Below are 14214 nucleotides of genomic sequence, written 5' to 3'. Positions count from 1 at the left end.
GTTAACCAATATTACGTTTCTCCATATCTTCAATTATAAATTCCAGTGAATGATCGAGATGCTCATGAATAAGCATGGTCATCCTTTCAACATCTTTATTGCGCATCCCTCTTAAGATTAAGAAGTGCTCTTCTAGTGCAATTTTACTGCGAACTTCTGAACGAATGGATAATTCTCTAAAGTAAACGAGATAGGCCTGCAGCTCATCAATAATTTTCGGTAGACGACGCATCTGTGACTTTTCATAAACATAAGCATTAAATCCAGAGAAATTATTAATTAGGTTATCAATGCGGTCATCAGATTCTTTTGTCTGAATGCTATCCCCGCTTTGTAAATGGCGCTCAAGCTCATCGAAATCCTCCTCGGTCATCAGGTGCATAGCTTTCGTAAAGGCAAGTGTGTCGAGTGCTTTACGAATATCATAAATTTCGTATGCATCTTTAATACTAATCCCTCTTACAATCATCCCGATACCTGGAACATGTTCAACGAGTTCTTCTTTTAAAAGTTGTTCGAGCGCATAACGGATAGGAGTTCGACTAATGTTCATTTCTTCTGAGAAAACCGATTCATTAATACGCTCACCTGCTGGGATTTCACCTAAGATAATGGTTCGCTTAAATGCATGATAGACAGAAACTTTTAACGTTTGATTGGAATTGATATCTAAATTTGCCTTTACGGCTTCAACTGTAGAGTCCATTATATACCTCCTATATTATTAATTATTCTTGTCAAAGAATATAGTGAATAATTGACAAATGCACCTGAATTGTATACTTATTTGAACTTAAATTCAATATGTACCCCAGAAGCTTTATTTCAACATACATAATACACAATGCTTAAATAAAAAACGAAGGAACACTTTGTTAAAAGTATACCTTCGTTATAGATTAACTAGTTACATTGATTATCCAAAGAAACTTAGTAAGATACCAGCTGCAACAGCTGATCCGATAACTCCAGCTACGTTTGGCCCCATTGCATGCATTAATAAATAGTTATTTGGATTTGCTTTAATCCCTTCAGATTGTGCGACACGCGCAGCCATTGGTACGGCAGAAACTCCAGCAGAACCAATTAATGGGTTAATTTCACCATTTGTTAATTTGTACATCAGTTTACCCATAAGGACACCACTTGTCGTACCAATAACAAAGGCGAATAGACCTAAGAAAATGATTTTGATTGTATCAAGTGATAGTAAAGTCGCAGCATCTGCGGAAGCACCTACTGAAACACCTAAAAGAATTGTAATGATATACATCATCGAGTTCTCTAAAGTTGTTGTAATTAAAGGTACAACTTTACTTTCACGAATTAAGTTTCCTAACATTAACATCCCAACTAAAGATGCAGCAGAAGGAATGAGTAAACTTACGAATAAAGTAACAACGATTGGGAAAATGATTTTTTCCTTTTGTGATACTGGACGTGCTTGCGTCATAACAGTTGTTCTTTCTTTTTCAGTTGTTAACGCACGCATAATTGGCGGTTGAATAATTGGAACAAGCGCCATGTATGAGTAAGCAGCAATCGCAATCGTTGGTAAGATATGCTCAGCTAATTGAGAAGAAAGATAGATAGCTGTTGGCCCATCGGCTCCTCCGATAATACCAATGGCAGCAGATTCACTTGGCGTCATACCTAAAGCTAAAGCACCGAAGAATGCAGCGAAAATACCGAATTGAGCAGCTCCACCTAATAATAATGTTTTTGGATTCGCAATAAGCGGACCAAAGTCAGTAGATGCTCCTAAACAGAGGAAAATCAGTGGTGGAAATATTCCGAGACCGACCCCTTGATATAGGTAATGAAGCAATCCACCATTCTCTGTTGCAGTTGCAGGATCCATTAATCCTGTCAGAGGTAAGTTAGCAAGTAACATACCGAATCCAATTGGAATTAATAAATATGGTTCATAGTTTTTAGAAACGGCTAAAAAGATTAAAACCAAAGCCAACATAATGACGATGATTTCTTGTATAGTTAAACTTAAAAACCCGGAAGATTGTATAAGTTCATTAATTGTATCTAACATGTAAACGAATACCTCCTATATAGTCAGTAGTAATTGATCAGATTGTACACTGTCACCTTGGCTGACACTAATTGCACCAACAACACCATCTGTAGGAGCAACAATTTCGTTCTCCATCTTCATAGCTTCTAAGACGATTAATGTATCCCCTTGAGCAACTGATTGACCTGGTGTAACAGCAACTTTTAAGATAGTTCCAGACATTGGTGCGTTAATTTCTGTTCCGCCTGATGCGGCAGCAGGAGCTGGAGCGCTTTGTGTTTCTTGAGCAGCAGGAGCAGCTGTTTGACCTGTTGACATATCTGCATCAGCAGGTAATTCTTTTACCGATACTCGGTATACTTCATTGTTAATTTCGATTTCGTATTTTTTCATGATTTATATCCTCCGATTATTTAATTCGTTTTGATTCTTGGATTTCTAACTTCTTGTTTGGCTCATCTTCAGACGCTAATGCTAAAGCGACTAATTCAGCAACTTGTTGATGTTTTTTGTTCGGTGCTAAGTTATTAGTGTTTACTGCAGGCTTTGGTTTAGCAGGTGCGGGTGTAGGTTCTGCTTTTTCGCTTCCGTTAACAAGCTTTGCAGTTAATTCTGTGATACCCCAAAGAGCTATAAGGACTACGAACACTGTAAGCATAGAAACGACTGTTAACATTAAACCGTCTATAATACTAATTGATTCCATCTAATTAAATTCCTCCTTCGTTCATCGACTTACTATTGACCGTAGCGGGCATGAATCTTAATTGTTTCTCCTGCGACTGGTTTAGGTTGATATTTTCTTTCTAGGTATTGCTGACCTACTTGTGGGAATAAAGCGTAAGTTAATACGTCTTCATCGTTTTTACCTAGGTCGCCTAATTCAGCTTTAAGTTTTTCGAACTCTGGCTCTAAACGATCTGCTGGACGCGTTTCGATGACTTCTGCGTCACCGATAATTGAGCGCCGGAATTCCTCATCGACTGGTGCAGGAGATTTACCATATAAGCCTTTTAAGTAGTCCTTGATTTCATTAGGAACCATCTTGTAGCGTTCTCTAGTTAATACGTTGAAGACCGCTTGTGTTCCAACCATTTGACTTAAGGGTGTTACAAGCGGTGGGAAGCCCATGTCCTCACGAACAGAAGGAACTTCGTTAAGTACAGCATCGTATTTATCTAAAGCACCTGCTTGACGGAGTTGTGAGTTTAAGTTCGATAACATACCACCAGGAACTTGGTAAATTAAAGCTTTAGGATCAGCGAACATCATTTTACTGTCTAATGTACCGTCTGCTAAATATTTATCACGAATGCCTTTAAAGTAGTCCGCAATTTCTTCTAAAGTATCAATGTTTAAGTGTGTATTAATATTTAATTCTTCTAATGTTAATGCCATTGATTCAGTAGGTGGTTGACTTGTTCCTTCAGCTAAAGGAGAAATCGCTGTATCAATAATATCAACGCCATTCTCAACAGCAGCTAAGTAAGTCATTTGTGACACACCACTTGTTGCGTGCGTGTGTAAGTTTAATGGCACATCAATCACAGCTTTAATCGCTGGAATTAATTCACGAGTAACAGCCGGAGTTAAGATACCAGCCATGTCTTTAATACAGATTGAGTCAGCACCCATATCGTTGTATTCTTTTGCTAGTTTTGTGTAATACTCAACGGTATGAACATCACTTGTTGTATATGCAATTGCTAATTGTGCATGTGCACCGTATTTCTTAACTGCTTCAAGTGAAGCGCGAACATTACGTGAATCGTTTAACGCATCGAAGATTCGGAAGATATCAATGCCGTTCTCAACAGCCTTTTGAATAAACTTATCAACAACATCATCAGCATAGTGACGGTAACCGATTAAGTTTTGACCTCTAAGTAACATCATCAATTTCGTATTCGGCGTACGTTTACGAATTTCGCGTAGTCGTTCCCATGGATCTTCATCTAAGAAACGAATCGCTGAATCATAAGTTGCGCCCCCCCAACATTCAAGTGCGTAATATCCCGCCGAGTCCATTTTCTCAATAATTGGAAGCATATCTTCTGTCGACATGCGAGTCGCCATCAAACTTTGATGTGCATCTCTCAAGACGGTTTCATTAATACGTACTTCAACCATATATATATCAACCTTTCTCATAAGTTATATTTATCTTTATTGTAAGCGAAAACACAACAGAATGAAATTCTTTTTTGGGAAAATACTGTTCTAATGGTGTTTTTTTGCGTATAAATTTTTGCATAAAATAAAAACAAGACTAAATATACCTCTAAAAAACGTTATATAAATGCCTAATTAAAACGGCTTCATATAGAAGAAGTAAATTCAATGCAGCTGTTTTACAGGTTTGTTCTGTCATAATATTTACATCAGAATAACATTCTAATCGACTGATAACGTTAACATGTTAGGCAGCATAAGGATTAGAATTATAAAATACAGGGGAAAAACAACACGATTAATATAATTAATATATAATGAATAGTGGAATGAAGAAATGAATAATTTTCTTCATGCAATATTGGTTTGGGGCAGGCAATAGAACTTTTAGTCAATAAAAAAGGAAGATGATAGTGTATACAACGAAACGTTTATGGATTCATCGAAGCCAAAGTACACGCAAAGATTGGGAAGATTTATTAGAAGCTTCCAACTTAAGCACTCAGGAACAGACCGATTATACAGTCGGTATTTATAAAGGTGATGATCTCGTTGCTACTGGTTCATATGCTGGCAACGTTATTAAATGTGTAGCCGTTCATTCAGACTATCAATCAGAAAACTTTCTGACGGATATTGTTGTCCATCTAATGGATCAACTAAGAAGTAATGGCTCAAATCATTATTTCGTCTATACATGTCCAAAGAATAGTGTTTACTTTAAATCACTAGGCTTTAATAAGATTGTAGAGACGTCGAATGTTACCTTCATGGAATTTGGTCATCCTAATTTTGAAGATTACTTATCTATGTTAAGTAATCATAAAAAAGAAGGAAACAATGGCGCAGTCGTTATGAACGCCAACCCGATTACTAATGGACACCTTCACTTAATTGAAGAAACAGCCAAACAAAGTGATTACGTGTATGTATTCGTTCTGTCTGAAGATCGTTCTGAATTTAATGATGAGGAGCGAATGATGTTGGTAAAACGTGCAACCGCTGACATGTCAAATGTCATTGTCTTACCAACGAATGATTACATGGTCTCTTCGGCAACATTCCCATCATACTTCTTGCGAGATCGTGCTCAAGAAAGTGTCGCACGAATTCAAGCAACGGTTGATGCTACTTTATTTAAAGAAAGAGTGGCTCCGGTTCTTAATATCAACCACCGCTTCGTCGGTAAAGAGCCTTATTCACGCGTCACAGAGATTTATAATGAAAGTATGAGTGAAGTTTTTCAAGATGATCTGGAATTAGAAATTATTCCACGATTAGAGATTGAAGGCGAAGTGATTAGCGCTACGAAAGTACGTAAAGCACTATCGGAAGGTCATCCAGAAAGCATTAAGAATTTAGTTCCAAGTACAACGTACGACTATATTCAAAACAAAAAATAAATTTGAGGTGAAAAAGATGGAAATTAAACAAAATGGTGTCGCAGGGACAGTTGAGTCTTCTGACATTATGGTCACTGTGGCTCAATCAGATAATGGTATCGAGATTGAACTAGAAAGTAGTGTAGAGAAACAATTCGGAGCACAAATCCGTAAAGTTATCAAAGAAACTTTAGAAAAACTTGGAGTGGAAAACGCAAAAGTAACTGCTGTTGACCAAGGTGCATTAGATTGTACAGTTCAAGCAAGAACAATTGCAGCTGTTTACCGTGCTGCAGATGAAACTACATTTAACTGGAAGGAGATTGCAACATGGAACGTTTAAGAAGAACGATGATGTTTGTGCCTGGTGCTAACGCAGCAATGCTTAGAGATGCACCTTTATACGGCTCAGATGCAGTAATGTTTGATTTAGAAGATGCTGTATCATTGAACGAGAAAGATACTGCACGTATGTTAGTACATAATGCATTAAAAAATATTGACTATAGTAACGTTGAAACGGTTGTTCGTATTAACGATTTAAAAGCTGGTGGAGATCAGGATATCGAAGCATCAGTATTAGGTGGCGTGAACGTGATTCGTTTACCAAAAACTGAAAATGCACAAGAAATCAAAGACGTCGAAGCTGTTATCGAACGAGTTGAGAGAGAAAACGGCATCGAAGTGGGTACAACAAATATTATGGCTGCGATCGAATCAGCTACAGGTATTTTAAATGTACGTGAGATTGCCCACGCGTCAGACCGCTTAATCGGTATTGCTCTAGGAGCAGAAGACTACGTGACAAACATGAAGACTGAAAGAAGTGCCACTGGAGAAGAATTATTCTTCGCACGTAGCTTCATTCTACATGCAGCGAGAGATGCAGGTATTGCAGCTTTAGATACTGTTTATTCAGACGTAGATAACGAAGAAGGCTTCAGAAATGAAGTACAACATATTAAACAATTAGGTTTCGATGGAAAATCAATTATCAACCCTCGTCAAATTCCCATTGTTCATGATGAATACGCACCAACTCAAAAAGAAATTGACAATGCAAAAGAAATTATTTGGGCAATTCAAGAAGCTGAAGAAAAAGGTTCAGGGGTTATCTCTGTTAACGGAAAAATGGTTGATAAGCCAATCGTTGAACGTGCTGAGCGTGTTATTGCTTTAGCTAAAGCAGCGAATATCATTACAGAGGAGGAACTATAATTATGGTTAAGAATACAGTCGGTCGCGATATTCCACAACATATTGTTGATCAATACGGTGCTTATGGAGAAGAATCTAAATACAGCACACAATATGAAGAGTCTATCCGTAAAATCAATCCTATTAAACTAGGTGATGACAAATTAGTAGGTAGCTTACGTGAAGCGATTGAAAAAACAGGACTTAAAGACGGTATGACAATTTCTTTCCACCACCACTTCCGTGAAGGTGACTATGTACTAAACATGGTCATGGATGAGATTGCAGCAATGGGAATTAAAGATTTAACGATTGCACCAAGTTCAATTGCCAACGTTCATGAGCCATTAATCGAACACATTAAAAATGGTGTAGTCACAAACATTACATCAAGTGGTTTACGTGATAAAGTCGGAGCAGCAGTTTCTGACGGAATTATGAAAAACCCAGTTGTACTACGTTCTCATGGTGGACGTGCACAAGCAATTGCATCAGGCGAAATCAAAATTGACGTTGCCTTCATAGGTGCGCCAAGTTCAGATGCCTATGGAAATATAAATGGTACTAAAGGTAAAGCAATTTGTGGCTCGTTAGGTTACGCGAAAGTGGATGCAAGATATGCAGACAACGTTGTAGCCATTACAGACTCATTAATGCCTTATCCAAATACACCAATCAGCATTCCTCAAACAGATGTTGACTATGTTGTTGAAGTTGATGCTATCGGAGATCCTTCAGGGATTGCTAAAGGGGCAACTCGATTCACGCAAAACCCTAAAGAATTAGTTATCGCAAAATACGCTAACCAAGTGATTACGAACTCACCATACTTTAAAGATAAATTCTCATTCCAAACAGGTACAGGTGGTGCATCATTAGCTGTATCGCGTTACTTGCGTGAAGATATGATTAAAGAGAATATCACAGCTAGTTTTGCATTAGGGGGTATTACAAATGCAATGGTGGAGCTACATGAAGAAGGTTTAGTAGATAAATTAATTGATGTTCAAGACTTCGATGCACCATCAGGAGAATCATTAGGACGTAACCCTGAGCATACTGAGATTGACGCAATATTCTACGCTTCACCCTTATTCAAAGGTGCTGCCATTAACCAATTAGATATATGTATCTTATCAGCACTAGAAATTGATACAGACTTCAATGTTAACGTTGTTACTGGATCAGACGGAGTAATTCGTGGAGCCATTGGTGGTCACCCAGATACAGCATCAGCAAGTAAGATGTCATTAGTTATCTCACCGTTAGTTCGAGGAAGAATACCGACAGTTGTTGAGCAAGTTAACACAGTCATTACACCAGGATCAAGTGTTGACGTAGTTGTTACTGAAATTGGTATTGCCATTAATCCACAACGTCAAGATTTAGTAGAACACTTCAAGAACGTTGATATTCCACAATTTACAATTGAAGAATTAAAAGAGAAAGCTTACGCAATAGTAGGAACACCTCAACCAATTGAATATGGAGAGAAAGACGTTGCTTTAATTCAATACCGTGATGGTACGATGATCGACGTTGTTCGCAATGTATAAGGATGAAGTATTTAATGGCCCGGAAGTGAGTTTAATGGAGATGCTGGATGCGCGTGAAAAACGTGCATTCAGGCAGACCCAGATTATTAATCAACATTCTCCGGGTTCATTATTATCTGTCACTTTGAATATACCAGGTAATATTAAAACATCTCTTTATCTAGTGGGTGTCTTTGAAGAAATGCTGACAGAAATAAAAGCAAAGTTAGACGATGTGACGATTCAGTTTTCAGAAGATTTGAACTTGCCAACTGGGCCAGAAGCATATTTCTTTGTGGATATTGATAGCATTGAATTGAAAAAAAGAATGGTAGCACTTGAAGAAACTCATTCAAAAGGCCGTGTCTTTGATTTAGATGTTGTTAAATTAGAAGACGGAAAATTAAGCAGTTTGAAGCGTGAAGAGGTTGGAGTAGGAAAGCGTCAATGTTATATTTGCGACCGTCCAGCTAAAGAATGTGCTCGTTCTCGCAAACACTCAATTGAAGAATCACAAGAAGCAATCGCAAATATCCTTTTAGGATAAGCGATTGTCTATTGTGTTTTATGTGAACAGATGAACATGCAAAGAACAGTTAAAAGACAGTTTAAATGTTGTTTTAATAGGATAACTATATTAAAATATAATTGTAAACGATTTCTTTATAGTTGTTTGGGGGATGTTTCACAAAATAATATATGTATGTAGGAGGAAAATATGTATTTAGCAATTATAGGTTTTATACTCATAATCATATTGATGTATGTCTTAATCGGAGAGAAAATGTCTCCACCGATGGCTTTCATCATTTTACCATTAATCGCAGCGGTAGTTTCTGGAGCAAGTATTGCGGATATAAGTTTATATGTTAACGATGGGTTAGCATCTATCTTAAATACAGCAGTGCTGTTCTTATTCTCGATCTCGTTCTTTACATTAATGTCAGAACAGGGCTTATTCGACCCGTTAGTAGATTTTGTAATTAGTAAAGTTGGTAACAAAATTACTGCAATCTTTATCGCGGTTTTATTAGTTGCAACTGTAGCACACTTGGATGGTAGTGGCGCTTCAACGTACTTAATCGCTATTCCAGCTTTCAAACCAATCATGGATAAATTAGGGGTTAAACCGGTCGTGTTCTTAGGAACAGTGACTGGATTAATGGCAGCAATGAACATTATCCCATGGGGTGGACCAACAATTCGTGCAGCTTCTGTTGCAGGGGTAGAGGTTTCAGATCTTTATTCATTCATCTTACCAGCTGTTGTTGTAATGTTCTTATTAGCTATCATTAACGCTGTGATTAACTCGCGTCGTAAACGTGAAGGCTCAGTCGATGGTAATGTAAATATTGTTGATTTAGCTGGAGATGTTACTTCAGAACCAAAAACAAGCAAAGGCCTTTATATCTATAACTTAGTTGTAACATTAATTATGTTAGCTTTATTATTCATTGATACTGGTTTACCAATGCACTTTATCTTCATGGTTGCCTACGCATTCGCAATCTTAGGTAACTTTAGATCAGTGAAAGAACAAGGTAAGAAAATTCAAGAATATGGTAATAACGCTATCGTTATGACGATGACATTATTCGCCGTAGGTATATTTATTGGTGTTATTGAAGGTTCTGGAATGGTTGAAGCAATGGCTACAACGATTATTAACGCATTACCAGAATTTATCGCACCACATACTCACTGGTTCTTAGCATTATTCTCAGTACCATTAATGATGGTTCTTGGTACAGATGCTTTCTACTTCGCATTACTTCCAATTGTAATCGGAATTGTAGAGCCGTTTGGAATTTCAGCATCGACAGTTGCTGCAACGTTCTTAATTACAGGTACTTATGGTACTTACATCAGTCCAACAGTTGCTGCCAACTACGTTGGGGTATCATTGGCTGGTACAACCATTGGTGAGCATATTAAAGCAAACTTACCAATTATGTGGGCAGCAAGTATCATTACATTAATAGCTGCAACACTCTTAGGTGTCGTTCAATTCTAGAACCACATAGCAACAGACCGTTTTTCATTAACAATAAAAACACACAGTCCGCTGTGTGTTTTTTCTTTGCAAAATTTTTAATGGAATTTGGTGGTAACTTGAAGGAATAGGTGAGAATTGTTCCATTTAATCACTTTAACCATAAGAATAAATAAAAATAGTTCCATTTAATCGGTTTAACCGGAAGAATAAATAATAATTCTTCTACTTAACCACTGATTAACCAATACAAAGAACACCTCCAAGCATCACTTGGAGGTGTTGATAATTATCACTATACTTATTTAGGTTTGTTCTCTTCAACAAATGCTTCAATACGGTCAACGGCTGTTTCTAGGTTTTCTAGATTTGCAGCATAACTTAGACGGAAGTAGTTTTTACCAGCTTCACCGAATGCTTGACCAGGCACTAGGCCAACTTTTGCTTCGTGAGCAACTTTAAGACAGAAGTCCATGTCGTCGCCTTCAAACCAATCTGGAATCTTGATGAATAGATAAAAGGCACCGTTCGGTGTTGAGACATCGAAGCCCATATCGCGGAATCGGCCCAATAAGTAATCACGACGGATCTTGTATTCTAAGCGCATTTCTTCAATGGCTGCGTCACCTTCTTCTGAGTAAGCAGCAAGTCCAGCAAATTGTGCTTGCGTTGTTGGTGCATTGATTGCACCTTGATGAATAACAAAAATTTGTTTTAAGACATCTGCAGGGCCAGCCACAATCCCCATACGCCATCCAGTCATAGAATGCGATTTAGATGCACCATTGATTAAAATCGTGTGTTCTGGAAGATATTTAGCTACTGAGACGTGTTTGCCTTTGTAAGTTAACTCTGAATAGATTTCATCTGAAATCACCCAAATATCATGTTTTTTAACGACTTCAGCAAGGCCTTTGATTTGCTCAGCTGTATAAGTATGTCCTGTTGGGTTTGATGGGTGGTTCATTAGTAAGACTTTAATGTCTTTATCTTCAGTCAACACTTTGTCTAAGCGTTCTGGCGTTAAGATGAAGTCATCTTCTGTTACGTCTACCGGTACAAATTCCCCACCAGCTAAGTTTACTTGAGTTTTGTAAACTGCATAGTTCGGCGCAGCGGTAACAACTTTATCACCAGGGTTTAGTAATGCATATAGTGAAACGAAGATTGCTTCAGTCGCACCCACGGTTACAATAATTTGATCTTCAGCACGGTAATCTAGGTCGTACTTACGTTTTAAATAACCGCTAATCGTTTCACGTAATTCAGCTAACCCTTTTGAATGGCTGTATCCGTTAAAACTTTTATCGATAGATTGAATTGCTGCATCTTTAATGAAACGAGGTGTTGGAAAATCTGGTTCACCTAAGGTTAATTTAATTAAGCCTTCGATACCTGAAATTTTATCATTAAAGGCACGAATCGGACTCGGTTTAATAGATTTTAACGTTTCTTTTGTATTTCTTTTTGTCATATATATTCCTCCTACGTATTGCATTGTATAGAATAAACTCATCTGATTTTAATCTTAATAACAACCTCATAATACCATAATTATTAAAATTTAGGAAGATTGAAGTGATAGTGTGCGTTTTAAGTGTTGTAGTTTTTGCTGTTTTTGATTATGAGAATTACATAAAGTGCATTGACATTATTCTCATTTTTAGATATGCTTACACACAGATAAAATAATACTAAACGCTATGAAATGGTAAGTAAGAAGTGACATCTTTCAAAGAGAGCTCGCAGATGGTGAAAGTGAGTAAAGAGATAGCTTGTGAACATGGCCATGGAGCGGTCATTCTGAAGATAAGTAAGAATGAACGGAAACAACCGTTAACATCGTCGCAGTATAAATATTTTCTTAGAGATTTGTACTGTATGAGGCTGGACTAGTAATAGTTTGGCGAACTAAGGTGGTACCACGAACTTTTTATGCACATTCGTCCTTTTTTAAAGCGATGAGTGTGTTTTTTTGTATAGATAGGAGGATAAAAATTGATTAAATTAAAAGATATCGATGTCATTTTCCAAAATGACGATAAAGTTGTCACAGCTGTAAAAGATGTGAATATTTCAGTGGATCGCGGTGAAATATACGGTATTGTAGGCTATAGTGGTGCAGGTAAAAGTACGTTAGTGCGTACGATTAATTTACTGCAACCTCCAACACAAGGAACAGTTACCGTGAATGGTAAGGTGCTACAAGATTTGAGCAAGAAGGATTTAAGGGCAGCACGCAAGAAAATTGGAATGATATTCCAACATTTCAATTTAATGGATTCACGTACGATTTTTGACAATGTGGCTTTTCCTTTAAAGGGAAGTGGCTTGAATAAAGAAGAAGTAGCTCACAAAGTTGCGGAGTTGTTGGATTTAGTAGGATTAGAAGAAAAGACAGATAATTATCCGAGTCAATTATCAGGTGGGCAAAAGCAACGTGTAGCGATTGCGCGTGCATTGGCGAATGATCCAGATGTTCTCCTATGTGATGAGGCGACAAGTGCTCTGGATCCAAAGACAACGTCGTCTATCTTAGATTTATTACGTAAACTAAATGAACAATTAGGCTTAACGATTGTCATTATTACCCATGAGATGTCAGTGGTAAAAGATTTATGTCACCGTGTGGCAGTAATGGAAGATGGACATGTGCTAGAACAAGGGTCAATTATCGACATGTTCACCAACCCACAAAAATCACTAACAAAAGAGTTTATTAACACAGCAACTCATTTTGACCAAGAAATTGCTTTAGTATTAACACATCCTATGACGCAAAACGTTGATGAAAATGGAGAAATCATTCGCTTGAGTTATGTTGGGGAAGAAACGACAAAACCAATCTTAAGTAATTTAGTACGTGAGTTTGATGTGAATGTGAATATTCTTTACGGACACGTCGAGATTCTTCAAAACACGCCGATTGGGAATATGTTGATTGCGATTGAAGGAAGTTCAGAAAACGTGGATAAAGTGATTGATCATCTTGAGAAGAGCGATGTTAGCACACAACGATTTAATGAATTAGTTAAAGAATACGTGAAGAAGGAGGTATAACATGAGTGAAATAGTTGTATCAATTGGGAATACATTTAGAGAATTTTCTGCAAGTGCGGGTACGTTTTTAGAAACGTACATTCCATATGCGTGGGAACTTCGAGAAGAATTTGTTGAAGCAATTTGGGAAACAGTCTATATGATGGTTTTATCAATCGGAATCGGTGGATTACTAGGCTTGTTGCTAGGAATTATTATGACCGTAACTGGTTTTAACGGTATCTTAGAGAACCGAACAGTTTATAAGATTTTAGATTCACTTGTGAATATCTTCCGTTCGATTCCATTCATTATCTTGCTTGCCTTATTGATTAATGTAACGAGAGCGATTGTTGGAACAACGATTGGACCAACGGCTGCAACGATTCCAATTATTGCGAGTACGATTCCATTCTTTGCTCGTCAAGTTGAGATTGCTTTATTAGAAGTAAATCCTGGTGTGGTTGAGGCTGCTGAGGCGATGGGGTCATCAAGTTTCGATATTATTACTCGTGTTTACTTGCGTGAGGGCTTAACAGCATTACTGCGTGTAAGTGCATCAACTGTGATTAACGTTATTGGTCTAACAGCCATGGCCGGAACAGTTGGTGGGGGTGGATTAGGTACGATGGCGATTGCCCGTGGATACCAACGTAGCCGTATGGACGTTATCTTAGTCGCGACGGTGTTGATTCTAATTATCGTATTTATTACCCAGCTCATCTTTAACTGGCTAATTCGTAAAACAGAACATTAGAATATAAAGTTAAACAGGTACCATTTGAGTCGTTGGACTCAATTGGTACCTGTTTTTTGGTGTACACCGAGGTGGTCAAAGCGGTTGTTTGGAGGGTGATTAAGGCGCGT

Annotated in this window: 14 protein-coding genes and 1 other annotated feature; of the genes, 8 read left to right on the top strand and 6 right to left on the bottom strand. The window is 37.6% G+C overall.

The window, feature by feature from the left end; genetic code table 11:
- Window position 1 precedes the first annotated feature (1 nt).
- The 5 genes from HYQ40_05885 to HYQ40_05865 all read right to left on the bottom strand — a co-directional run bounded on the left by HYQ40_05885 (window position 2) and on the right by HYQ40_05865 (window position 4159).
- Window positions 2–706 (bottom strand): GntR family transcriptional regulator, encoded by a 705-nt coding sequence (locus tag HYQ40_05885; protein MBZ6527304.1) that lies wholly within the window; start codon window positions 704–706, stop codon window positions 2–4.
- 210 nt (window positions 707–916) lie between these two features.
- Complete coding sequence (locus HYQ40_05880) at window positions 917–2047, bottom strand: sodium ion-translocating decarboxylase subunit beta (GenBank protein ID MBZ6527303.1); 1131 nt, start codon at window positions 2045–2047, stop codon at window positions 917–919.
- Between the two features lie 15 nt (window positions 2048–2062).
- Complete coding sequence (locus tag HYQ40_05875; protein MBZ6527302.1) at window positions 2063–2422, bottom strand: biotin/lipoyl-binding protein; 360 nt, start codon at window positions 2420–2422, stop codon at window positions 2063–2065.
- 16 nt (window positions 2423–2438) lie between these two features.
- Window positions 2439–2735: an OadG family protein gene (locus HYQ40_05870; GenBank protein ID MBZ6527301.1), complete on the bottom strand. Its 297-nt coding sequence runs from the start codon at window positions 2733–2735 to the stop codon at window positions 2439–2441.
- Window positions 2736–2767: 32 nt separating this feature from the next.
- On the bottom strand, window positions 2768–4159 hold the full coding sequence (locus tag HYQ40_05865) for an oxaloacetate decarboxylase subunit alpha (protein ID MBZ6527300.1): 1392 nt from the start codon (window positions 4157–4159) through the stop codon (window positions 2768–2770).
- Between the two features lie 449 nt (window positions 4160–4608).
- Between HYQ40_05865 and citC the strand changes: the two genes are divergently transcribed.
- The 6 genes from citC to HYQ40_05835 all read left to right on the top strand — a co-directional run bounded on the left by citC (window position 4609) and on the right by HYQ40_05835 (window position 10329).
- The gene (citC, locus tag HYQ40_05860) at window positions 4609–5604 is read left to right on the top strand and encodes a [citrate (pro-3S)-lyase] ligase (GenBank protein ID MBZ6527299.1); all 996 of its coding nucleotides are present in this window, start codon (window positions 4609–4611) and stop codon (window positions 5602–5604) included.
- A 16-nt stretch (window positions 5605–5620) separates the two neighbouring features.
- On the top strand, window positions 5621–5926 hold the full coding sequence (citD, locus tag HYQ40_05855; protein ID MBZ6527298.1) for a citrate lyase acyl carrier protein: 306 nt from the start codon (window positions 5621–5623) through the stop codon (window positions 5924–5926).
- A complete protein-coding gene (gene citE / locus HYQ40_05850) occupies window positions 5914–6801 on the top strand; it encodes a citrate (pro-3S)-lyase subunit beta (GenBank protein MBZ6527297.1) in 888 nt (295 codons plus the stop codon). Before citD ends, citE begins: the two co-directional genes overlap by 13 nt.
- Window positions 6802–6803: 2 nt before the next feature.
- Window positions 6804–8336, top strand: a complete 1533-nt coding sequence (gene citF, locus HYQ40_05845; protein MBZ6527296.1) for a citrate lyase subunit alpha — start codon at window positions 6804–6806, stop codon at window positions 8334–8336.
- On the top strand, window positions 8329–8862 hold the full coding sequence (gene citX / locus HYQ40_05840; protein ID MBZ6527295.1) for a citrate lyase holo-[acyl-carrier protein] synthase: 534 nt from the start codon (window positions 8329–8331) through the stop codon (window positions 8860–8862). Before citF ends, citX begins: the two co-directional genes overlap by 8 nt.
- Window positions 8863–9033: 171 nt before the next feature.
- The gene (locus HYQ40_05835) at window positions 9034–10329 is read left to right on the top strand and encodes a citrate transporter (GenBank protein ID MBZ6527294.1); all 1296 of its coding nucleotides are present in this window, start codon (window positions 9034–9036) and stop codon (window positions 10327–10329) included.
- A gap of 280 nt (window positions 10330–10609) precedes the next feature.
- Here HYQ40_05835 and HYQ40_05830 read toward each other — a convergent pair whose 3' ends face one another.
- A complete protein-coding gene (locus HYQ40_05830; protein ID MBZ6527293.1) occupies window positions 10610–11782 on the bottom strand; it encodes an aminotransferase class I/II-fold pyridoxal phosphate-dependent enzyme in 1173 nt (390 codons plus the stop codon).
- Between the two features lie 220 nt (window positions 11783–12002).
- Window positions 12003–12262 (top strand) — a binding site (T-box leader).
- A gap of 44 nt (window positions 12263–12306) precedes the next feature.
- Here HYQ40_05830 and HYQ40_05825 point away from each other — a divergent pair.
- Complete coding sequence (locus HYQ40_05825) at window positions 12307–13368, top strand: methionine ABC transporter ATP-binding protein (protein ID MBZ6527292.1); 1062 nt, start codon at window positions 12307–12309, stop codon at window positions 13366–13368.
- Window position 13369: 1 nt separating this feature from the next.
- The gene (locus tag HYQ40_05820) at window positions 13370–14104 is read left to right on the top strand and encodes an ABC transporter permease (GenBank protein ID MBZ6527291.1); all 735 of its coding nucleotides are present in this window, start codon (window positions 13370–13372) and stop codon (window positions 14102–14104) included.
- Window positions 14105–14214 lie beyond the last annotated feature (110 nt).

The organism is Aerococcaceae bacterium DSM 111021, assembly GCA_020112395.1.
Lineage (GTDB): Bacteria > Bacillota > Bacilli > Lactobacillales > Aerococcaceae > Ruoffia.
This window is presented reverse-complemented; position numbering and strand designations above follow the sequence as displayed.

Bases quoted from the DNA above. Each gene is read 5' to 3' on its own strand.
- HYQ40_05885 (MBZ6527304.1), bottom strand. From the start codon at position 706: ATGGACTCTACAGTTGAAGCCGTAAAGGCAAATTTAGATATCAATTCC.
- HYQ40_05880 (MBZ6527303.1), bottom strand. From the start codon at position 2,047: ATGTTAGATACAATTAATGAACTTATACAATCTTCCGGGTTTTTAAGT.
- HYQ40_05875 (MBZ6527302.1), bottom strand. From the start codon at position 2,422: ATGAAAAAATACGAAATCGAAATTAACAATGAAGTATACCGAGTATCG.
- HYQ40_05870 (MBZ6527301.1), bottom strand. From the start codon at position 2,735: ATGGAATCAATTAGTATTATAGACGGTTTAATGTTAACAGTCGTTTCT.
- HYQ40_05865 (MBZ6527300.1), bottom strand. From the start codon at position 4,159: ATGGTTGAAGTACGTATTAATGAAACCGTCTTGAGAGATGCACATCAA.
- citC (MBZ6527299.1), top strand. From the start codon at position 4,609: ATGATAGTGTATACAACGAAACGTTTATGGATTCATCGAAGCCAAAGT.
- citD (MBZ6527298.1), top strand. From the start codon at position 5,621: ATGGAAATTAAACAAAATGGTGTCGCAGGGACAGTTGAGTCTTCTGAC.
- citE (MBZ6527297.1), top strand. From the start codon at position 5,914: ATGGAACGTTTAAGAAGAACGATGATGTTTGTGCCTGGTGCTAACGCA.
- citF (MBZ6527296.1), top strand. From the start codon at position 6,804: ATGGTTAAGAATACAGTCGGTCGCGATATTCCACAACATATTGTTGAT.
- citX (MBZ6527295.1), top strand. From the start codon at position 8,329: ATGTATAAGGATGAAGTATTTAATGGCCCGGAAGTGAGTTTAATGGAG.
- HYQ40_05835 (MBZ6527294.1), top strand. From the start codon at position 9,034: ATGTATTTAGCAATTATAGGTTTTATACTCATAATCATATTGATGTAT.
- HYQ40_05830 (MBZ6527293.1), bottom strand. From the start codon at position 11,782: ATGACAAAAAGAAATACAAAAGAAACGTTAAAATCTATTAAACCGAGT.
- HYQ40_05820 (MBZ6527291.1), top strand. From the start codon at position 13,370: ATGAGTGAAATAGTTGTATCAATTGGGAATACATTTAGAGAATTTTCT.